Source organism: Paenibacillus sp. FSL M7-0802 (assembly GCF_038004945.1).
In the GTDB taxonomy this organism is placed as follows: domain Bacteria; phylum Bacillota; class Bacilli; order Paenibacillales; family Paenibacillaceae; genus Paenibacillus; species Paenibacillus polymyxa_B.
The window spans coordinates 575,014-596,148 of the sequence record NZ_JBBOSD010000001.1 but is presented as its reverse complement, the minus strand read 5'-3'; the positions used below and the strand labels follow the sequence as shown (position 1 = coordinate 596,148).

Below are 21,135 nucleotides of genomic sequence, written 5' to 3'. Positions count from 1 at the left end.
TTCTTTTTTATCCTTTATTAAGCTAGCCAATGTTTAGGATACCTTGTTGGGACCTTGGGCAAAAGGAAGTGGGCGAAGAGGAGCACCTTCCTTCATGTATTGCACCAATACTTCTGGAATATTGTGTATTCCACCTGCATTGACACGATAGCCGTTCATTTGCCCTGGCGAGTTAATCCCCCGTTTTACCGTGAACGTAACATCAATTCCCAAGGAACGGCAAATTTCCAGCGTTTCCTTGGTATACCCACCATATGGGAAGGCAAGTACATTCTGATCATTGTGTAGATGCTTGAACAGCTTCTTGTCAGCCATGCCCAAATCGGTATAAACCCGCTGTTTGAACTCATCCTCGGTTTCCATTCGCCCCAGCTTTTTCGAATACACAGGCCCCATCAGAAGCGGCTTTTGTTTGGTGCGTGCTGTGTTGGAGTACCCGTAAGCATGCTGGTCATTGGTATGATTGTAGAAATCAATGCCTTCGGCATGCATCTGATGAATTTGATCCCATGTCAGCTTTGGAATACCAATGTGTTTGGGATTGCTGATCGTGGACGTAATGAGAAAATTGGTTGCCGGAACCTGATACTTTTTCAACACGGGAAAAGTGTCCGTATAAAAGGACTCATAGCCATCGTCGAATGTCATGAGTACCGCATTATCAGGAACCTTGGCTTTATGTAAAATAAAGTCGGTATACTCTTTCATCGTGATCCAGTGGAAGCCGTTAGCTTTCATTTCGTCCAACTGCCTCGTTAAATTACTAAGCTTGAGAGCGCCGGGATCAGGTGGAGTCTTGGTCACCTCATGATACATCAGGACAATGACTTTGTTTTGGTAATATACTTTATCTGGTGTAGGCGTCAGTGAGAATAAATGGCGTACCAGTCGATCTGCATGAGCTGTACGTGTACGATGAGTCCCTTTAACTGTAGGTGTGTGGTATATGCTACGTGCTTCATACACCAAAATCCCTAAAATAGCCAACAAACTTATGATTAGCAACGTTCTTTTAAAAAAAGTGTGTTTCATTGAATGACATCCCCCGCATGCAAAAAATTCTGAAAGTATAGAGGTTTATACTAAATATGAAACTAGCAAAATCTAGTCTATCATACCGAAAACATGCGGGGGAAATATCACAACTTTGTTACCTCTGTGTTGCTTTTACAGATACCGATGAAGAGGTCGGGAAGTAACCGATCTCGACGGCATGCTGGATCATGTTCCGAATAAAGTTCAGGTCGGTTGCCGGGCATTGAACGCCAGCTTGTTCCAGCAGAGCTGCGGTTACAGAGCATCCGTAACGGTAAGCTGAATCCTTGGCTCCGTCACCTTCCAGTTGTCCCATAGCAAGGTGAAGTGCATCCTCCTGAATGCCGGAAGACGGATTCAGCAGCCAAGCGCTGTAATCGTCAAAAGGCAGGGTTTCTACTGCGTAACCGAGTTGGTTTACCATAGCGATCAGTTCATCATATGGCAGTGGGTTCGGATTGCAGATATGGAAAATGCGGTTTGCGCTTTTTTGATGAACGGACAGCTCTACGATAGCACGGCTGGCGTAATCAATCGGTGTGAAGTCCGTATGCCAATCGGCTTGTGGCGCTTTGCCCAGCAGCAGCATCGCCTTCATCATGCGATAATAAGCATTGCTGTCGATATTTCGCTGGAAGCGCCCGTTGGCCGAATGGGCTGTCAAATTACCCGCGCGATAGATCGAGACAGGCGTACCCGCTTGAGCTGCTTGGAACAATAGCTTCTCTGCTGCGAGTTTACTGTTCGTGTACAGGTTGTCCACGTTCAATTCGTCTGGGAAGGCAGAAAGCTCCAATGCCGACTCCCATTTTCCTTCGTTTGCAAGATCCTCCGGTATCCCCATAGTGGAGACATGATGGAACGATACTCCCGGCTTGGCTTGGGCGATTTTCAGCAGTTCCAGTGTACCGGTCACATTCGTGCGATCGAAAGCTGCCGAATCACCAAAATGGCGAACGTCAGCGGCGCTGTGAATGATGCCGTCGATTTGGTGCTCCAGCATATGGCGGTCGACGGAAGAGAGACCAAGATCAGCTTGCTCCAGATCCCCATAGACAGCTTTTACCCGTCCTTCGATCAAGCTGGAGATATCTTGTCCAAAATATCCCGTCAATACGGACTGAATACGCTCGATACCGGATGGACCATCCTGAGAAGGGCGTACCATCGCGTATACTTTGGCTTCTGTCCGTTGAAGCAGGTCATACAGAATGTGCGAGCCCAGATAGCCTGTAGCACCGGTCAACAAGATCACGCGCAAGTCGCGGACTTCAGCTAAGTCAGAAGCACCAGACAACTCAATAGGATGCTCATTCAAGTCCATTTTTTCTTGAGGAATCGCGAGTGACTTGCGTTGCGGCGTTTGTTCCGTACCTAATTGTTCCACGTATTCAGCAAGCTCACGAATGGTTTTGTAGCGGAAAAAGTCTCCGATGCGCAGCGCGCCATAACGCGGCTTCAGAATAGCCAGCACATGAATGACACGAAGCGAATCGCCCCCGATCAGGAAGAAATCATCGGTAGCGCCAATGTTATTTTTACCAAGCACTTGAGTCCATGCTTCGGCAATAAGTGTTTCGGTTCCTTCTCGGAGAGGTTCCCCGCCAAATGAAAGATCAGACGCTTCCGGTAGTGGCCGCAGGGCCAGCTTTTTGCGATCGATCTTGCCAGTTGGTGAAATTGGCATAGCTTCCAGATGAACGACATGGCTTGGTACAAAATACGAAGGTAGCTTGCCCCCAATATAAGACTGAATAACGTCCTGTGGAATGGATTGTCCATCCGAAGTGGTGAAATAGCCAACTAGCATGTTCTGATCTGTGTGATCTTTGACGGCTACCACAGCGACGTCCTGAACACCTGGATGTTTGGAAAAATGGTCTTCAATTTCTCCAATTTCAATCCGATTCCCCCGAATTTTGAGTTGTGAATCCTTGCGGCTTACGTATTCAATCGTACCATCTGGCAGCAGCTTGGCGATATCACCCGAGCGGTACATTTTTTCACCCGGAACAAAAGGATTGTCCACGAATGATTGGGCTGTACGTTCTGGCTGATGGAGATAGCCATGGGCCAATGCAGGAGTAGCAATGCATACTTCACCCGGAATATTGACAGGGCAAAGCTTGTTATCATCGTTAACGATATACACTTTGTAATTGTAAATAGGCTTGCCGATCGGAATATTGACGACATGCTCAGGCACGGCACCACGGACCCGATGGGTCGTCGTTGCTACGGTGCATTCTGTCGGTCCATATACGTTTACGATGTCGGTATCTGTACCGAATTTGCTTTGGAACGCTCGAACTTGTGAGCCGTACAGCGCTTCGCCTGCCACGGTAACAATCCGTACCTTAGCGAGTTTGCGATAGCCTTCGTCTGACAAGTACGTAGATAGCTGATTAAAGAATACGGTCGGCAAAATGGTAATAATCGTCGTGCCTGTACGTGCAATGGCTTCAGCGAATTCTTCAACAGATACACGTTCTTCGGAAGACAGCAAGTACAATTTTGCACCGTAAAACAAGGCTCCAATTGTATCCCAAACGGATGCATCGAAGCTGTAGGTCGCAAATTGGGTCAACACATCCTGAGGTGTAATGTCGCAATCGCGTTGCACGACAGCTCCTAGGTTAACGACACCACGGTGAGCGATCAGGGCACCTTTCGGTTTGCCTGTAGAGCCGGATGTATAGATGACATAAGCTAGATCATCCGGACTTACATTAACGTTCGGATTGCTTGCAGCATAGCCTGCCAGTGGCCCGTTAATCGCTAAAATTTCTTTTACCGTCTCAATCGAACCGCACAGTTCAGTCGCTTGTTCCATGAGTGCGGAAGTTGTTAAGACAAAAGGAGAACGCGTGTCTTCGACAATGTAGCTACTCCGGTCAGCAGGGTGGGCGGGATCAACAGGTACATATACACCTCCGGCTTTCAGGATACCAAGCAGTGAAATGACGGTCTCTAAGCTCCGTTCCATGAAGATAGTCACGAATTCACCTTTGGTAAGACCTTTGGATAACAAGACACGTGCGACTTGGTTAGCACGTTCGTTCAACTCACGGTACGTGTACTCTCCAGTGTGTGAAGCAATAGCCGGACGATCAGGATATTGTGAAGCCGCCTCCTCAAACATTCCATGAATAGTTTGGTGCTCAGGATATTTCACAACTGTATTATTTAAAGCTTCGTGAGCAGCTCGATCCGCATCCGATAATATATCAATGGAATTCACAAGTGCAAGGCTGTTGGTTAGCGCGCCACGCAAAAGGGTTTCAAAGTATTCTGCGTATCGGACAACCGTTGTTTCCAGCAAGAGTGATTGATCATAACGTATCTGTATTTGATAAGCGCCATTGTGTTCACTAACAGCCCAGTCCATAATACGGGATTCTACACCGCTGTCCGTAGGCAGATTTGCCGAAAATGAAGTATCGGCTTGTGGTTCCGCAAGGTATGCATTAGGCTCACGGAGCATCTCCTGAAATAAGCCTGCTAGTTCATGAAAAGTCGTTTCCTTTTCGACTGTCAGCGAAGCTGTAAGCAGACCGGTTTGTGGCACAAAAGTAGAAAAAGAAACTTCTTCTTCTGCGGATAGGCGATATACCCATGCAGTATATGCTGATAAGAGCAACGCTTGTTTGTCTTCCGCAGTTTTTTGCTGATTTAATTGTTCCGAGATGGACGCTTCTAGCTCTACTTGATAAGTAGAGGATGTATGCTTGCGTTGTATACGTGCACAATCCAAGGGAACTAGGAATGGGGATGGGATTGTCTGTGTGCTGTTTTGTAGTAATGAAGCCATTACGCTAACCTCCTGAATGTATGATGTCTTAATATAAATGGTAAACTCAGTAAATGCCTCCGATCCCTTCAAATGCATGAACAGGAGGGAGGCATTACCGAATGATTTACTTATGAAATAAATTTTGGAGTCGATAAATGGTTATTATGATTTGGTACGGTTGGTGTCTGCAATTTTGAAATAAGATGTAATTTCTTGAAGCTCTTCAGACATGGATGTCAATTTATGGGATGAATCAATAATCGAATCCAAAGAAGCTTTTTGTTCCTCCACCGTTCGCACAATGTGAACACTGTTATTGGCTGTTTTGGTTACGGTGGAAGAAAGATCGTCTGCTGTTGCTGTCATTTCCTGTGTACCCGCAGATATTTGCTCAGTAGCACTGGATACTTCTTGGATTTGCCATGCTACATTTTTAGTTGCTTGAAGAATATCATTGAACAGCACGCCTGCTTGTCCGGCAACGACGATTCCGTTTTGAACTTCAACGTTTCCTTGCTCCATCGACTTCACAGCTTGTCCGATTTCACTTTGAATTTCTTCAATCAGGGACGTAATTTGTTTGGTTGCATCCGCAGATTGTTCTGCCAGCTTACGTACTTCACTGGCAACAACGGCAAAGCCTTTACCTTCTTCACCAACACGGGCAGCTTCAATAGAAGCGTTCAGAGCGAGCAGGTTGGTTTGACTGGAGATGCCTGAAATGGTACTGATGATATTGCCAATTTCCTGCGAACGACTGTCCAGCAACTTGATGATACGGGAAGTATTGGTTACTGTATCGGTAATCAAGTGCATTTGGGATGATACCTTACCTACAATCTCGTTGCCTTCATTAGAACGTTTCTCTACCGAATTGGCTTCCTCCGCAACATTGGAAGAACTAGTGGCAATATTTTGAATTACCGAAGCCATTTCAGCCATGGCACGTGCACTATCACCTGTTGCTTTTTCCTGCGAACGGATATTCTCCGTGATTTCACTGATGTTTTGATTGATGATGTTGGAATTGATTCCGTTTTGCTCGCAGATTGCGAGTAATTCCTTGGCAGATTCATTGACTTCATCCGTTGTCTGCTTCACTTTGGTCATAATGCTGTTAATATGACTTACCATATTATTGAAGTTCTGATTCACGAGCCCCAAATCATCATGACCTGCATGAATTTGAACATCCAGATTTCCTCTGCTTACTTCACTGATACCGTACATCAGTTGCTTAATCGGGGACAGCGTGCGTTTTACAACCCAATATTGAAGCGCCAGGCAGATCAGTAGGAAAATCACTAAAATGGTAGCGCCGCTAATGAGTAGCTTGGTCAATCCTGCAGGTACGGCACCGGCATCTGCATCGACTGCAAAATATGCAAAGATTTTGCCACTTGGATCTTTAATCGGAGTCATCAAAGTCGTCCATGTACCAAAAGAATCATCGTAGAAGCTGGTGAATGTTGGTTTGCCACTGTCCAGCATACCGGTTACACCTACTGCTACGACATTGGGTTGCTCGTACATGGAGCCAACGAGCAGCTTATCTTTTTCAAATGCTTCTCTGAGATCCGTTGGCATCGCCACAATAGATGTTAGATTGCCATTTTCGAGCTCCGTCCCGAAAATATAAGCATGAGAGATATTCGGATTCGTCGCCATGATGTTATCTAGATACGCGCGGAGTTTGGTTTGAACGGGTCCATCATAATTTTTCTCTTGAACCGCTTGGGTTACTTCATCGGAATTAATGCCCTGGGCCCACTTCAATGTGATTTTTTCCACTTGCCCATGCAATTGGTCTATCAAAATCGTACGTTGGATCAAATAACTGGACACAATAAGGACTAGCCCAATCAATACGATGTTGAAGAAGGATAATAATAAGTTTTTGGTGAAGAATGATAAGCTACTCCACTTTTTCAAAATGTTCCACTCCCTGGTTGTATTTTTGTATATGGTGTTGAACCGCTTATCGAATGAGATAATCAAGTCCCCCTTACAAACATATTAATCGAGATCATAGACCCTTGAATTTTAAGTAATAGGTCTTAAGTCCTTTTATAGACAAGTATGATATCCCTATATATATGTCGTACGAAAAGCCCTTGAAATGAATACCTTACACAATAAAAAATTAATTTTTAATAGGTAAACGCTGTCTGTGTTTCAGTATATTCCAATTTATACTTCTACTTGAAATTCGACTTCATTACAGTCCATAAGCAACTATTCAACAGAAACCATCATACTTTATAATAGAGTCAAATGCACTTATCAATTTGGGACATTTTTCATATTTGACGTTAAAAATGCTTGATTTAGCGCGGTTTTTGTGAATTGTTTGCGAAATGAGTCCTTATATCCATGTAAAGAGAAGAGGGATAAGAAGAATGTCCAAGCTTACGATTTTAAAGGTTGAGAGTAATCATGAGGATCTGCATAAGTTGATTCAAAGGCTGGATGAGGACTTGCTGGAAAGGTATCCTGCCGACGAAATTTACTTGGTCGATTTTTCCAATCCGAAAGTTAAAGAAATGGTTTTCGCTGTTGTGTATGTGGACGAAAAACCGGTGGCTTGTGGAGGGCTTAGGCCTATAGATGCGGAAGAAATGGAGCTCAAAAGGTTTTATGTCGATTCCTCTTATCGCAGACAAGGAATTGCGGTGAGTCTATTATCTTTTTTGGAAGAGGAAGCCAGCAAACGAGGAGTTGTAAGAATTAAACTGGAGACCGGAGCGGCCCAACCTGAAGCGATTGCTCTCTATACCAAGCGGGGATACGAACCTATTGAACGGTTTGGGGAGTATGAACACGATGAAAACAGCCTTTGTTATGGTAAAAAGCTGTCTCTGTTATTATAAAGCGTTCTCTTATAAAATGGATGATGATCAATACTAGCCTATATAGCGGGAGAGATGATAATGAATTTGAAGCAAAAAGCGGCCGAAAAAGCAGTTGAGGCGATTCAGGACGGCATGAAAGTAGGACTTGGTACAGGCTCGACAGCCTTTTGGGCTATTCAAAAAATCGGTGAGCGTGTAGCACAAGGATTACATATACAGGCTGTAGCTACATCCCAAGCCTCGGAGGATCAGGCCAGGGAGCTGGGAATTCCCATCATTCCGTTTGATCAGATTGGAAGGCTTGACGTTACCATCGACGGTGCAGATGAAGTGAACGAGCAACTGGTACTGGTGAAAGGTGGAGGCGGAGCCCTGCTGAGAGAGAAAATTGTGGAAAGCAATAGCGACCGATTAATCATTATTGTCGATGAGTCCAAGGATGTGAAGGTGCTGGGTGCATTTCCTTTACCCGTTGAGGTCGTACCCTTTGCCAGTGAGTGGACGTTGGAGGCTTTGCGGGGGACGGGCTGTAAAGCAGAATGGCGTATGAAAGACGGCGAGCGCTTCCTTACGGATAATGGTAATTATATTGCCGATTGTCGCTATGGTAAGATCGAGAATCCGCAGGAATTGGAAATCCGCTTGAATCAAATTCCGGGTGTAGTCGATAACGGACTGTTCATTAATATGGCGGACCAGGTTATTATCGCACGGGCCAATGGACAGATCGACGTCCGTAACAAGTAATGTCTAGGACCCGCCTGCTTCATCATGTGGCATTGATGTTATTGATTTTATATACAGGGCTTCTATTATATTGGATGTTTCTCGGTTTTGGTCGTACATTACGACCAGGCCCCCCGTATTCGTATAATATTGTTCCGTTTGATACGATTAGGCAATACTGGCGGGCAATGGAGTCGTTTCCTTTTCGGGTATGGGGTGTTAATTTGCTCGGTAATATTGGCGTATTTATTCCCTTCGGTATCCTTGTGCCTATCATTTGGGTGTCCATGCGAAGTATAGGCAGTCTGTTGTTAACGATAGTGATCGCACTGGTCATTCTTGAGGTGTCCCAAATGCTACTGGGCGCAGGTACAATGGATGTAGATGACATCATACTGAATGTTCTGGGAGTATTATGCGGCCGTGTTGCCTACGTATTTGTACGTAAGAAGTTAGGGATAACAACATAATCGTCCCGCTCTCTGGATCAGTGCTTTAAGACTGGCTGAGAGCGGGCTTTTTTTACATAATGAACTGTAACCTTCTCATAATAGACGGTAATTCCTCCATTTATAGGCCGTAAGAGCAGGGAAAGGAACGCTTAAACTTGACAAAAGTGCACAATTAAGATATCTTGGAATAAAGATATGAGTAACGGAGGCTGTTAATATGTCTGTAAAACCAGATGATCAGGACTTAGCACTTAATTTGTTCGTTGTTCTGGCTCGTGCTTATAATTCGGTCACGTCCCGTACGAATCGGGACATTCATAGTCATGGATTAAATACAACAGAATTTGGAGTGCTTGATCTGCTGTATTATCGGGGACCACAGCCTTTGCAGAAGATTGGTGAAAAGGTACTAATCTCTAGTGGGAATATTACGTACGTGGTAGATAAACTTCAGAAAAAAAACTTGCTTACCCGTCGTGCATCACAAGATGATCGGCGTGTGATTTATGCAGAATTGACTGATGATGGACGTCATTTCTTTGAGCAAATATTCCCGCAGCATCATCGTGTCATTATGGAGACCGTAGATGGCTTATCTGTGGAAGAGAAAGAGCAGGCTATTCATCTGTTAAAAAAGCTTGGACTAACGGCTGAGGGGCAGAAGAGTAACGGATCATAAATTGTGCATGTGCAGGTTAAATCTGCTTTTAGATAAAATACCGACTTCTCGGTATTTTATTTTTTTGTCGTATTTTGGGGAGTAGGGTTAATGTAGAGACGCAAATCAGGTATAATTGTCTAATAGTCACGTCTGGAACAAATCCCCAGTATCTGTTTCGAATACAATACCTTGTCGGGGAAGGAGCTGTACATGAGTATACAGCAATATACCGCAGGTGAATCGCTATTGATGCAAGCAGGAGCTTTGGCTGAATTAGTTACCCATAAGCAATACGAATTACAGCCCGATCTTTTGCAGCGTTTTGGGGATAACGGTAAAATAAAGACAAAACAGGATTCTATATATAGTTTGAACTATTTAGCTGAAAGTGTAATCATGAACAGCCCTATTTTATTTACACAGTATGTTTCCTGGTTAAAAAAGCTTCTGGAGGGTTTCGGCATAACCCAAGAAGATTTGAGCATCAATTTCAGATTAATCCAGGAGACGTTGATAGAGCACTTCGATCATACGGATAAAACCATGGTGCTGGAGCATCTGGATTTGGGGATACAGCAAATTGGGAAGAAAGAGGAGTATGCCTCTTTTATTACAGATGATAATCCTTATGCTGCTAATGCGGCTCAATATTTGGAATATTTACTCTCAGGTAATCGCAGACAGGCTTTGGATTGGATCGTCCGTTTGCTGGATGAGGGTATCTCTATTCAACATACGTATAAATATATTTTTCAAATTTCGCAATATGAAATAGGCCGTCTATGGCATGAAGGCAAAATCACCGTCGGTCAAGAGCATTTTTGCACTGCCGCGACTCAATTTATTATTTCCAGCCTGTACCCCAGATGGATGGGAAGTGGAAGTAAGGAACGCTGCCTCGTGGCGGCGTGTGTAGGCAGCGAGCAGCATGAATTTGGTCTGCGTATGCTGGCTGATATATTTGAAATGGATGGTTGGGATACGTATTATTTAGGTGCCAATGTACCTAACCGGAGTCTGCTTCAGGCCATTGTGAGTTACAAGGCGGATGTGGTGGCTATCTCAGCTACCATGGCTTACCATGTCCATTTAGTGAAAGAGTTGATTGCTCTCATTCGGCAAGACCCAACTACTAGCCATGTGAAAATTATGGTCGGAGGCTTGCCTTTTAATCTCGATTCCCACTTGTGGCAGGAAGTAGGGGCGGACGGATACGCGCCAGGTGCGGAGGAAGCGCTGGAGGTTGCAGGTGACTTACTTTCGCTCAGGAAATAAGGTTAGTTTTGTGAACCTGTAAGTCATTTTGTAAAGGGGGCCTTTTAATATGAAGGAACCGACAGCAGAAATGGCTGTCCTGCGGAAAACGGTCGAACAATTAACGGATGAGATTGTGAAAAGCAAGGCTGAGGAAGAAAAGCTGCTGAATGAATTTTCATCAATGAACAACGAACTGGTCAATCTGCAGCGTCAGCTTGCCAAAAGTAATGCGGAATTAACACGGACGAAGGAAGAAGCGGTACGGGCTAATGACCTAAAGAGCACTTTTCTGGCTGTGGTTAGTCATGAATTCAGAACGCCAATGAATGGAATACTTGGAATGATCGAAATGTTAGGTTCATCCAAACTTTCCCCAGATCAACGGCAGGCCATCGGTGTGATACGTGAGTCAGCCTCTCTGTTGTTGAACATGATTAATAATCTGCTTGATATATCCAAAGTGGAAGCAGGACAGATGGAACTGGAGATCGGAAATGTCAGAGTTCAGGCGATTATGAGTCACGTTGCCCAGTTGTTGGAGCCGCAAATCTATCAGATGGGTAACCGGTTGAGTATAGAGACCGATACCAGTGTGGCAGAGCATCTGGAGGGAGATTCGGCAAGGATCATGCAGATCTTGCTCAATCTGTTGAACAATGCGAATAAATTTACGAGTGAAGGATTGCTCATCGTTCGAACAAAATTAGTGGAGGAAACAAAAGATTCCCAACGTGTTCGGTTTGAGGTGCAGGATTCGGGTATTGGGATTTCATCGGAGGATCAGAATAAGCTGTTTCAGCCCTATGTACAGGCCGGTGAAGGAAGCGCCTCCCAATATGGAGGAACGGGTCTGGGGCTATGGATATGCAGTTCATTTGTGGAACTCATGCAGGGAGAAATCGGGGTCGTCAGTGAAGAAGGCCAAGGCTCGACGTTCTGGTTTGAAATTCCCTTCATGAAAGGATCGGAGCAGGCAGACGAAATGGAGAAGCATGAAACTGGTGATTTGAAGGTGTTTAGCGAGTTGCTGCGTGAGCACAGTCATTCTCAAACTATTTTGGTGGCTGAGGATAATCGGGTAAATCGTCAGGTGGTGCAATTACAGCTTAACCACTTGGGATTCCAGCATATTGATTTTGCTGAGGATGGACAAGCTGCTGTAAGAGCGGCCTCCGAACGATCCTACGCTTGTATTCTAATGGATCATCATATGCCTCTGCTGAATGGTCATGATGCGGCGAAAGCGATCCGCCAGCGGGAAGCAGAAAACCAGCAACCACCTGTGCCAATCATTTCTTTGACCGGAAATGTGTCCGAGGAGGATCAGGCACGGGGCCAGGAGGTTGGAGTGAACGATTACTTGATGAAGCCAGTAACGATTGAAAGGCTCTCTGAAAAGCTTGTCAAATGGCTTCCAAAGCCTGAAACCGAGCCGATTTTGGATGAGGAAGTTATACGTGAAATTATGCTGCTGGACGAGGATGGCAGCACGGGACTACTGGAGTCATTGGTGGAAATGTATACTAGTGATACACCTGCCAAAATCAATAGGTTAAGAGAACTGGCTGCTGCGGGCGAAGCCACAAAAGTAGTAGAGGCTGCTCATGAGTTGAAATCAGGCAGCGTGAGTCTGGGTGTCGGGCGTTTGTCCTCGTTGCTGTCCGATATTGAACAGCTTGCACGGGAGAACCGACTTGAGAATGCGAAAGCGAAGTTGTCTGCGCTCCAATCTGTCTATCAAGCAACGTGTTTAGAGCTGGAACGCTATATTCACCAGTGCTAGACAGGTTTCCCCCTTGTTAGACTTGCATACGGAAGGAGGACGTAAGAGACATATATGAAAGAACAGTTACGTTCCATTCACCCGCTGGCCTGGACGATTATTGTCGGTACAATTTTTGGACGGATGGCGACATCCATGAGTATCCCGTTTTTGTCTATTTACCTTACCACCCGTCTAGGGGTGTCCCCCTTTCATACGGGGGTGATCGTATCGGTCAGCTCGTTGGTCGGCATTTTTGCCAGCTTTTACGGTGGATATATTTCAGATCGAATCGGACGGCGAAAGGTGATGCTGGTGTCCATTGCGAGCTGGGCGCTTGTATTCGTTGCTTTTGCGTTTGCGGAAGCGGCCTGGGCCTTTTTTGTCATTAATGCTCTGAATGGACTGTGCAGATCCTTGTTCGAGCCAACCTCACGGGCACTGTTATCAGATGTAACCCCGAAGGAGAAAAGACTGCTTATCTACAATATGAGATATGCAGCCATTAATGTTGGGGTGGTGGCAGGGCCGTTGCTTGGTTTAATGTTAGGATCTGCATCCACGGGGACGCCGTTTATGGTAGCTGCTGGTGTGTACGCATTGTACGGGGTACTGTTGTTGATCCAATTTGCCCGGTATGCATCGGATCTGCATATAGGTACAACGGCGGGAGAGGCTCCACTGCGGATGGGCGAGGCATTCCGTACAGCCAGCCGTGATCCGGTGTTTATGCCGATTTTGCTGGGAACGGTATTTTGTGTGATGGGCTATGCTCATTCCAATTCCACAATGCCTCAATTCTTGTCCTTATCCTTCGCAGAAGGAACCCGATGGTTTACATACATGCTGACGGTCAACGCGGTTTGTGTATTGGCATTTCAATATCCGCTGGTGCGATTGGCAAGTCGATTTTCCCCGGTGAATTCCTTGATTGCAGGGAATATATGTATTGCGGTCAGCCTGTTGCTGTGCGGTATGCTAAACTCAGGCTGGATGTTTATACTGGATATGGTGCTGTTTACGGTTGGTGAAGTGTTATTGTTCACGATGCTGGACGTACTGATTGACCAAATTGCAGATGCTCAATATAAAGGGACCTACTTCGGTACAATCGGCTTTAATAATTTGGGAAGCGTGCTGGCTCCTTTATTTGGTGGCTGGTTGCTGGATATCTATGGTCAAACGGCGCCGCTTGCCGTTTTTGTTCCGGTTGCCCTGTCGGTTGTGATTGGAATTCCGTTCCTTCTGGTCGCACGCCGCCGTCTGGTGCAGCGTACAGCACGGATCGCGGCTCAAGGAGGAGAATCGGTGCAGCAACTGTCATCATAAAAAGGGAGTTGAGTGCAGGATGAAGTCGGAAGAAAATGTGCTACGAATCATACAATATATGAATGATCCGCAGGTACTGCAAGACTTGCGATATGTGCGAGAGCTGAAGTTGCCGCAAGGATGTATTGCCGCAGGCTATGTACGTAACCGGGTTTGGGACAAGCTCCATGGCTATACAACTGCTACACCTTTAAACGATATTGATGTTATTTACTTTGACCCGAAAAATACGCTAGAGGAACGAGATGAGTATCTAGAATTGTCCTTGAACCGTAAGCAGGCCGGACGTAACTGGTCTGTCAAAAATCAGGCTCGGATGCATATTCGCAACGGGGAGGCTCCTTATTCCTCGATAGAGGATGCGATGAGCCGCTGGCCAGAGACGGCAACGGCTGTGGCGGTTAGATTGAATGACAAGGATCAAATAGAGGTCATTTGTCCGCATGGATTGGAAGATCTGCTGGATATGCGGGTACGGCAAAGCCCTTTGTTTAGTCACACAACGGCTTTTCGTCAGCGTGTATTTGAGAAGCAGTGGCTTGATAACTGGCCGTTGCTTATTATGGAGAATTAGAGGTAATCCTAATTTCAGGATATTAAGGAGAGACGACAAACAATGTTTAAAAATATAAAAACAGATTCAGATCGTGAGGAGGTTCTGGAGCTGTTAACCTACGCTGTGCTGGATCATCCTGAACGCGGAGAAGCAGCTTTACGTACCTATCAAGCCTCGGATGACTGGAAGCTGTTCGGTGTAGAAGATGAAGGACTTATTGTAGGTATTGTTGGCTTTGAGGAGCAGGAGGATGGAACAACCGTAATTCGCCATCTGGCCGTGTTGCCTGAAAACCGTCATAGAGGATATGCCAGAGGTATGCTGCTTACGCTTATTCAGGAGCGTAATCCGAAACGGCTTACTGTGGACACGGATGCGGAGGGGGCAGATTTCTTCCGCAATGTGGGCTTTGCCGTATATGGATCAGAGGATTTGTCGGATGGTGGGCAATTCCATTGTGTATATGAAATAGACGAAGAATAAGCGAATCTCCGGGTCCCGCGTTCCTCTTTCTACATAAGATATGTTATGTAGAAAGAGGGAGGTGGGTTTCATTGGCGTACCACTATACAGCGATTGGAGATTCTTTAACAACAGGTGCGGGGACGTTGCTGAGCGGCGGATTTGTACCTATCTATCGGCGAATGGCAGAAAGACATCTCCGTACGCCAGTCAGTTACGAGAATCTGGGAATCAACGGGCTGACATCGCAGGAGTTGCTGTCAATGGTCCGCAACAATCCGCTTTTTCGGTCGGCGCTCAGCCGGGCTGAACTTATAACGGTAACGATCGGCGGGAATGATCTGCGCCCATACATCAGCGTCCTTGCTGGAGATTCCGGCTTGTCGGGTTCCTCCATTCCGCAAGCCCTGAATCACACAAAAGAACATGTGCGCCAAATTGTACATGCCCTGTATCAGATAAAGTCCGGTCAGCGTGAGCCATTTATCATCCGGATGGTGGGATTATATAATCCTTTTCCAGGGGTAAGGGAGGCGGGAGTATATGTGCGCCAGTACAACTCGTTTCTCTACACATTGGGCGGACCCAATTACCGGGTGGCGAACATTTATCCCGCATTTGAGGGCTATGAACGGGCACTGCTTTCGTTAGACCGGGTGCATCCGAACAGTCGTGGTTATCGTGTGATTGCAGAAGAACTGAATCGGCTTGGTTATGCGCCGTTACGGTGAGCGTGAGAGGATGCTTTGGATCGGACAAAGTATATTAAAGAAAGAGGTTCATGATGGCAGTAGATCTGACTATCATGAACCTCTTTTTATGCATTTCGGCGTGCTAAATCTCCAATACAGCCTTCAGCTTGGTACAGTCTTCCAGCAACTCGGGCAGCTGTCCCAAAAATAGAAGGAGGGCTTTCACGTGAGCTATTTCCACGTTTTCTTCCGAGAGCTCACGCTGTAATCTGCTTAGGATTTGCACATATTCATTCCGTGTAGCTTCATTTAATTTAGTTTGTTTCAGAACCGTATCTATACGTTGCAGTGCATAGGAGATTTGTTTTCCTTTGGTCCAGATTTGATCAGAATCTTCATAGAATACGGAATCGCGGCCCCACATGATTTGATGTTGAACATCAGGGCTCAACATTCCTTGTGCCAGTATATCCGTAATGCTGACAATAAATTCAGCCAGTGTTTGATGCTCCGTCGAGGACAGTTCTGAATCGCTCATTCGGAAGGAATTAATAATGATACTTTTGATGACAAAATTGATATCGTGCGCATAGTCACGTATAGATTGTCCATAAGCATCAATTAAGAAATCAACCATCACGTTAGACAAATAATGTTCAACACGATCAATGGCTTGTGCGATTTTTTCTTCCTTAGAACCGATTAAAGGGACGGAGTATACCAGCAAATGAACTTTATTCTTATAAATCCGGCCCAGCGCAATCAAATACAGTTGTCTCAACTTTTCACGGGAAGGTAGCTGATGCTTCAAATAAAGCTCTTTAATATCTGCATCAAGAAGTTTTTCAATCAGGACGATTGTCCCCAGCAGCAACTCTTCTTTACTTTGAAAGTATTTATAAAAGGAAGCCTTGACCATCCCGCTTTTGCGGGCAATTTCATCCACCGAGGTGGCATCGTACCCTTTTTCAGAAAACAGGGAAAGGGCGGCATAGATAATATCTTCACTCGTTATTTTTTTCATTGTACCCCCAATTTTTTGCTCTGTCTCTTTAATTTCCAGCGGGCAATAACCATATACAGGGACGGAACCACAAACATCGTAAGAATGGTCGAGTACATCAATCCAAACATAATGGTATACGCCAGCGGTCTAAACATAAGCTCTCCAATAAGCGCAATCGGAATCAGACCGACAATGGCTGTCAGTGAAGTAAGCAATATGGGACGGAAACGCGCTTTGGTCGCTGCAATAACCGCCTCCTTCAGTTCGATCCCTTCACGTCTTGCATCCTCAATAAACTCAATCAGCACAATGCCGTTACGTACGACAATACCTGCCAAGGTCATTAAGCCCAACACGCCCATAAAACTAACCGGCGTATTTAGAATGAACAAGCCAAGAAATCCGCCTGCTGCTGCCATATACACGGTAGTCAATATGATGAGTGGAGTCGAGAAAGAATAAAATTGCAAAAAGATCAGCATGAAGATTAATAGTATGACGACAACATATAACCATCCTATTTCTGATAAAATGTCATCTTGTCCTGAAATCTCGCCCCCAATTTCCCAAGTGTAGCCTGGAGGAAATTTAATATCCTGCAATTTAAGCTTGACATCCTTCATGACTTCGGAAGCTGTACGCCCGTGAACTTCAGCTTCAACAGTAATCGAACGTTTTAAATTATAATGGTTAATTTTTTGTGTTGCAAAGGATGGTTTCAACTCAGCCAATTGAGATAAAGGGATTTGTATACCATTGGCATTGGTCACATTCAATTGCTGAAACAAAATTTCAGGATTTTGATCGGTTTGGCTTAGCTTCAGCTTAATATTGATCAAATCTTTCCCCGTATCAAATCGGCTAAAGCTCACGCCATTACCCATTAACAAGAGTGTACGTGTCAGATCATTATTGCTTACCTGATATTGATCCATCGCTTGTTTGTTGATTTGGAAATCCAACGTATATCCTTCATTTTCCATATTATCTTGTATGTCCTGTGTTCCTCTGGTAGCCATAATGCCTTCTTTTAACTGCTGTGACAACGAACGCAACTGATCTACATCATTGCCTAAAATCCGAATGGAGATCGGCTTACCGAGAGGCACCCCCACTTTAGCTATTTTCAAGGAAATGGATTGACCCGGATAACGATCCTTTAAGATGGAGGGCCATTTGTCTGCCATTTCATCGGGATCAAATGCACCTTCTTCCCCAATAATAGCAATTTGACCCACGGTTGTGCCTGTTTTGGCGTCAGCGGTCATATCTTTAAACAACCGGGGAGCGTCGCCGCCAGCCGCATAACTGATCGTTTCCACATGAGGTTGCTGCTTCACCCATTTGGCAATATCCTCGGTGACCCGCTTGGTTTCTTCTATAGAAGTACCTGTAGGCATACGCACATTAATGCTTAATTCCGGATCGTTGGTTCTGGGGAACAGGTCGATCGGAATCAGAGCAAGTATGCCGTACAGCGTGGTACTGATCAATAATCCTAATGCAGCATATAATCCAGGTTGCTTAATGACTCTCGGAATCAGCTTGCTGGTATATACGTTACGAAGAGCATCAATTTGTTTTCCCAGCAGTCCCGACGGCTTCATGGTGGAGTTGGGCGTTTTTTGATTTCGTTGTCCATACCATTCTCTAAAGATTGGGATGACGGTAAAGGACATGAGCATGGAAGCCAATAACGTAAAGATAACAGCAAACGGTAATGGTTTGATAAGGGAGCCTGCATCGCCTGATAAAAAGAACAGCGGGGCAAAGGAGGCTACAGTTGCCAGGGTTGCGGTCAAAATGGAAATGGAAACTTCTTTCGTTCCATTTAATGCTGCTATCTTGGGACTCTCGCCCAAGGTCATCATTCTGCGTTCAATATTATCATTAACCACCACAGCATCATCGACTAGAATCCCCATTACAATAATTAAGCCAATGACCGTAACCTGATTCAATGTTATTCCGAGCATAGGGAGAATAATGAGACCTATGGCGATTGAAATAGGAATAGCCAGTGCCACAAAAGAGGATGTAATCAGATTCAAGCCCAATGTACATACGATCACAACCGCCGCAATGGCAAACAGCAATTCACGGGTCAAGCCATGAAAAATATGATCAATCCGCTCGGTCTGTGAAAATAACGTATTCAGTTGAAACGTATTAGGCAGATCTGGTTTTAACAACTGCATTTCTTTATTTACTTTGCTATAAATCGTGTCTACGTCAGAGCCGGTATTACCGTTAATCGTCAGCGTAATAGCTGGTTTACCGTTAAAAAAGGCCATATAGCTGCTGGTGTTATGTGTAAGCAATACGGTGCCCACATCACTGAGATACACAGGAGCGCCACTTTCAGTTTTGGAAATAATGACTTTACTCAAATCCTGAGCATTCTTGGACTGCGTCACATTCATTCGGTAGGTACGTTCATTGTAATCCAGATTGCCTATCGGATATTGCTCATTTTCCTTCTGCACTGCACTCATGAGATGTTCCCAACTGATATGGTACTGCTGGAGCTTTTGAGCATCAATCTGAATCTGAACCTCTTGATCCGATAATCCCTTGATTGTTACTTCCGATACACCGGGAATGGTTTTTAATTGATCCTTCCATGATATCACCATATCATTTAGTTGATACAATTGCTCCACAGAGTCCCCCGTGATGGCGTAGGAATGGATAAATACTTTATTCAAATCATCGTTAACGACAGGCTTTTGAGCATCTGTGGGCAGAAAAAATTGGGCATCGTTCATTTTTTTGCGTAATGTATCCCAGACTTCTGCGGCATTGGCGTTGCCTTCTGTCTCAATGATAATCGTCGAAAGTCCATTTTCGGATGTAGAAGAAATCTTTTTAATATGATTGATTTCTTTCATTTTTTGTTCCAGAGGCTTCGTGACCGTTTGTTCTACCTTTTGGGGTGTAGCTCCAGGGTAGAGGGTCGTGACCACAGCGGTTTTCTTGATAATATCCGGCGTTTCCTGCCGGGGAAGTTGAGAGACACTATATAGCCCGGCAACAATCGCCATGATAAAAATAAAGAGGGTCAGTTTTTTCTTTTTGATAAAATATGCAATCATTTGCTCGTTCCCCCCATGATCTGAACGAGCAGCCCATCGTAGATCAGGTTTACTCCGGTGGTAACGATACGATCCCCGACATTCAGTCCCTTGGTAATTTCGAGCTTATTGTTGGACATCTGACCGACATTCACGACCGTCTTGACCGCTTTGTTGTTCACCACTTTATAGACAAAAGTATCTGTACCGTTATTAATGACAGCTTTGGCTGGGAGCAAAATTTGCTCACTCTGAGTCAGTTGGCGGCCTGCCTTTATGACTTGTCCCGGGGCCCAATCATGCTGGGGGTTAGGAACAATCACTTCTACGTTGATACTGCCCGTATTGATGTTGGTGGCCGGATAAATTTTGCTGACCGTTCCTTCTCTGTTCTCATCGTACAGTTGAAGTTGGACTGTCTGACCTTGCTTCCAGTTCGTGATTTCATGATCGGGAACAGGGAGCAGCACCTTGAGCTTGTCGATTTGTCCGATACGATATATCGGCTGTCCAGTGCTCGCCAATTGTCCCACCGTTGCCTTTTTCTCCAGAATAACGCCGGAAATGGGGGCTTTTAAAGCTGTCTTGGAGAGGGAAAGTTCGGCTTGCTTTTTGGCAATGACCGCCTGTTGATATGCCGCAGTTGAGTTATCTCGAGAGGCTTCTGCCTGTTCCTTCGCAGCGATAGCAGCTTCTTTCCCGGCTTGGGCTTGCTGTAGGCTGGATTCTGCCGATTGCCGATCTTCCAATGTTGCTCCCTCCTGGATTAAGGAGAGGGCTTCTTGTGTATCCTCCAGGTCCTTGGTGGCATTGGTCAAAGCGAGCTGCGCATTTTCATAATCGTTTTTGGTTGCAGCTCCCTGATCATATAAAAGCTTGGTGCGTTCAGCGGTAGCCTGTGCTTTAGTCAAAGCGGACTGTGCTCTTTGCACTTTGGTACGGACCTGTGCCCTTTCCTGCTCACGGGCACCCTTGTTCACTTTGTTAACTCCAGCTTGAGCTGCTGCCTTTTGCGCGTCGGCGGATTGAATGGAGGCATCTGCACTTGAAATGGCAGCTGTAGCATTTTTGATACCTGCCTGTGCTTCAAGTATAGCTGTACTAGCCTGCTCCAGTTGTAGCTGGTAGCTGGATGAATCAAGCATCGTCAAGATCTGCCCCTGGGATACGGAGTCTCCCACATTGACAACTGTGTCGCGAATCAGTCCGGATAACTCAAAAGATACGGAGGTATCCTCATAGGGCTGTAGCGTGCTTGAAAGGTCAAAAGAAGCAGACAGCGGTTCTTTTTTAACAACCATCGCTTCTACCTTTTGATTTTGTTGTTCTGCTGCTTCTTGATCACTCGATCCTGTAGATGAGCAAGCTGAGGTGAACAGAAGAATGAATATAGCAGATATGTAGAGACTGGGTTTTAACAAGATGATCATCCTTTCTGTCTTTTTTTTGTACTTTAAAGTTTATGTATAAACTCATCA

At 45.2% G+C, this 21,135-nt stretch carries 16 protein-coding genes; 10 read left to right on the top strand and 6 right to left on the bottom strand.

The genetic code is table 11. From position 1 onward, the window contains the following. Nucleotides 1-33: 33 nt before the first annotated feature. From MHB54_RS03065 to MHB54_RS03055, 3 genes are all read right to left on the bottom strand, one after another. Complete coding sequence (locus MHB54_RS03065; protein WP_023988120.1) at nucleotides 34-1,032, bottom strand: polysaccharide deacetylase family protein; 999 nt, start codon at nucleotides 1,030-1,032, stop codon at nucleotides 34-36. A 118-nt stretch (nucleotides 1,033-1,150) separates the two neighbouring features. Further along, on the bottom strand, nucleotides 1,151-4,846 hold the full coding sequence (locus tag MHB54_RS03060) for a non-ribosomal peptide synthetase family protein (RefSeq protein ID WP_023988121.1): 3,696 nt from the start codon (nucleotides 4,844-4,846) through the stop codon (nucleotides 1,151-1,153). A gap of 144 nt (nucleotides 4,847-4,990) precedes the next feature. After that, the gene (locus MHB54_RS03055) at nucleotides 4,991-6,760 is read right to left on the bottom strand and encodes a methyl-accepting chemotaxis protein (RefSeq protein WP_023988122.1); all 1,770 of its coding nucleotides are present in this window, start codon (nucleotides 6,758-6,760) and stop codon (nucleotides 4,991-4,993) included. Nucleotides 6,761-7,227: 467 nt separating this feature from the next. Between MHB54_RS03055 and MHB54_RS03050 the strand changes: the two genes are divergently transcribed. From MHB54_RS03050 to MHB54_RS03005, 10 genes are all read left to right on the top strand, one after another. Next, on the top strand, nucleotides 7,228-7,698 hold the full coding sequence (locus MHB54_RS03050; RefSeq protein WP_023988123.1) for a GNAT family N-acetyltransferase: 471 nt from the start codon (nucleotides 7,228-7,230) through the stop codon (nucleotides 7,696-7,698). Nucleotides 7,699-7,758: 60 nt separating this feature from the next. Beyond that, a complete protein-coding gene (rpiA, locus tag MHB54_RS03045; protein WP_023988124.1) occupies nucleotides 7,759-8,427 on the top strand; it encodes a ribose-5-phosphate isomerase RpiA in 669 nt (222 codons plus the stop codon). Beyond that, nucleotides 8,427-8,876: a VanZ family protein gene (locus tag MHB54_RS03040; RefSeq protein WP_023988125.1), complete on the top strand. Its 450-nt coding sequence runs from the start codon at nucleotides 8,427-8,429 to the stop codon at nucleotides 8,874-8,876. Before rpiA ends, MHB54_RS03040 begins: the two co-directional genes overlap by 1 nt. Before the next feature lie 199 nt (nucleotides 8,877-9,075). After that, the gene (locus MHB54_RS03035) at nucleotides 9,076-9,537 is read left to right on the top strand and encodes a MarR family winged helix-turn-helix transcriptional regulator (protein ID WP_013309820.1); all 462 of its coding nucleotides are present in this window, start codon (nucleotides 9,076-9,078) and stop codon (nucleotides 9,535-9,537) included. Between the two features lie 192 nt (nucleotides 9,538-9,729). Further along, entirely contained in the window at nucleotides 9,730-10,794 is a 1,065-nt protein-coding gene (locus tag MHB54_RS03030; protein WP_068940621.1) for a cobalamin B12-binding domain-containing protein, read from the top strand. Nucleotides 10,795-10,843: 49 nt separating this feature from the next. Next, complete coding sequence (locus MHB54_RS03025) at nucleotides 10,844-12,559, top strand: ATP-binding protein (RefSeq protein WP_076156926.1); 1,716 nt, start codon at nucleotides 10,844-10,846, stop codon at nucleotides 12,557-12,559. Nucleotides 12,560-12,613: 54 nt separating this feature from the next. Then, a complete protein-coding gene (locus MHB54_RS03020) occupies nucleotides 12,614-13,867 on the top strand; it encodes an MDR family MFS transporter (RefSeq protein WP_264453901.1) in 1,254 nt (417 codons plus the stop codon). 19 nt (nucleotides 13,868-13,886) lie between these two features. Continuing rightward, entirely contained in the window at nucleotides 13,887-14,441 is a 555-nt protein-coding gene (locus MHB54_RS03015) for a nucleotidyltransferase family protein (RefSeq protein WP_069080048.1), read from the top strand. Between the two features lie 42 nt (nucleotides 14,442-14,483). Next, nucleotides 14,484-14,906, top strand: coding sequence for a GNAT family N-acetyltransferase (locus tag MHB54_RS03010; protein WP_069080047.1), 423 nt, complete (start codon nucleotides 14,484-14,486; stop codon nucleotides 14,904-14,906). Between the two features lie 71 nt (nucleotides 14,907-14,977). Next, nucleotides 14,978-15,616: a GDSL-type esterase/lipase family protein gene (locus MHB54_RS03005; RefSeq protein ID WP_069080046.1), complete on the top strand. Its 639-nt coding sequence runs from the start codon at nucleotides 14,978-14,980 to the stop codon at nucleotides 15,614-15,616. A gap of 103 nt (nucleotides 15,617-15,719) precedes the next feature. Here MHB54_RS03005 and MHB54_RS03000 read toward each other — a convergent pair whose 3' ends face one another. Genes MHB54_RS03000 through MHB54_RS02990 form a run of 3 tightly spaced genes read right to left on the bottom strand, consistent with a single transcriptional unit; the run spans nucleotide 15,720 to nucleotide 21,087 of the window. Next, nucleotides 15,720-16,601: a TetR/AcrR family transcriptional regulator gene (locus MHB54_RS03000; protein ID WP_023988132.1), complete on the bottom strand. Its 882-nt coding sequence runs from the start codon at nucleotides 16,599-16,601 to the stop codon at nucleotides 15,720-15,722. Further along, nucleotides 16,598-19,678 carry an efflux RND transporter permease subunit gene (locus MHB54_RS02995; protein WP_340981383.1) on the bottom strand — a complete coding sequence of 1,027 codons (3,081 nt, stop codon included), beginning with the start codon at nucleotides 19,676-19,678 and terminating at the stop codon, nucleotides 16,598-16,600. Before MHB54_RS02995 ends, MHB54_RS03000 begins: the two co-directional genes overlap by 4 nt. Then, nucleotides 19,675-21,087: an efflux RND transporter periplasmic adaptor subunit gene (locus MHB54_RS02990; protein ID WP_413630577.1), complete on the bottom strand. Its 1,413-nt coding sequence runs from the start codon at nucleotides 21,085-21,087 to the stop codon at nucleotides 19,675-19,677. The genes MHB54_RS02995 and MHB54_RS02990 overlap by 4 nt, the downstream gene beginning before the upstream one ends. Nucleotides 21,088-21,135: the final 48 nt, after the last annotated feature.

What these genes read in the sequence shown, in the direction of transcription:
- MHB54_RS03065 (WP_023988120.1), bottom strand. Translation starts at nt 1,032, where the DNA reads ATGAAACACACTTTTTTTAAAAGAACGTTGCTAATCATAAGTTTGTTG.
- MHB54_RS03060 (WP_023988121.1), bottom strand. Translation starts at nt 4,846, where the DNA reads ATGGCTTCATTACTACAAAACAGCACACAGACAATCCCATCCCCATTC.
- MHB54_RS03050 (WP_023988123.1), top strand. Translation starts at nt 7,228, where the DNA reads ATGTCCAAGCTTACGATTTTAAAGGTTGAGAGTAATCATGAGGATCTG.
- rpiA (WP_023988124.1), top strand. Translation starts at nt 7,759, where the DNA reads ATGAATTTGAAGCAAAAAGCGGCCGAAAAAGCAGTTGAGGCGATTCAG.
- MHB54_RS03040 (WP_023988125.1), top strand. Translation starts at nt 8,427, where the DNA reads ATGTCTAGGACCCGCCTGCTTCATCATGTGGCATTGATGTTATTGATT.
- MHB54_RS03035 (WP_013309820.1), top strand. Translation starts at nt 9,076, where the DNA reads ATGTCTGTAAAACCAGATGATCAGGACTTAGCACTTAATTTGTTCGTT.
- MHB54_RS03030 (WP_068940621.1), top strand. Translation starts at nt 9,730, where the DNA reads ATGAGTATACAGCAATATACCGCAGGTGAATCGCTATTGATGCAAGCA.
- MHB54_RS03025 (WP_076156926.1), top strand. Translation starts at nt 10,844, where the DNA reads ATGAAGGAACCGACAGCAGAAATGGCTGTCCTGCGGAAAACGGTCGAA.
- MHB54_RS03020 (WP_264453901.1), top strand. Translation starts at nt 12,614, where the DNA reads ATGAAAGAACAGTTACGTTCCATTCACCCGCTGGCCTGGACGATTATT.
- MHB54_RS03015 (WP_069080048.1), top strand. Translation starts at nt 13,887, where the DNA reads ATGAAGTCGGAAGAAAATGTGCTACGAATCATACAATATATGAATGAT.
- MHB54_RS03010 (WP_069080047.1), top strand. Translation starts at nt 14,484, where the DNA reads ATGTTTAAAAATATAAAAACAGATTCAGATCGTGAGGAGGTTCTGGAG.
- MHB54_RS03000 (WP_023988132.1), bottom strand. Translation starts at nt 16,601, where the DNA reads ATGAAAAAAATAACGAGTGAAGATATTATCTATGCCGCCCTTTCCCTG.
- MHB54_RS02995 (WP_340981383.1), bottom strand. Translation starts at nt 19,678, where the DNA reads ATGATTGCATATTTTATCAAAAAGAAAAAACTGACCCTCTTTATTTTT.
- MHB54_RS02990 (WP_413630577.1), bottom strand. Translation starts at nt 21,087, where the DNA reads ATGATCATCTTGTTAAAACCCAGTCTCTACATATCTGCTATATTCATT.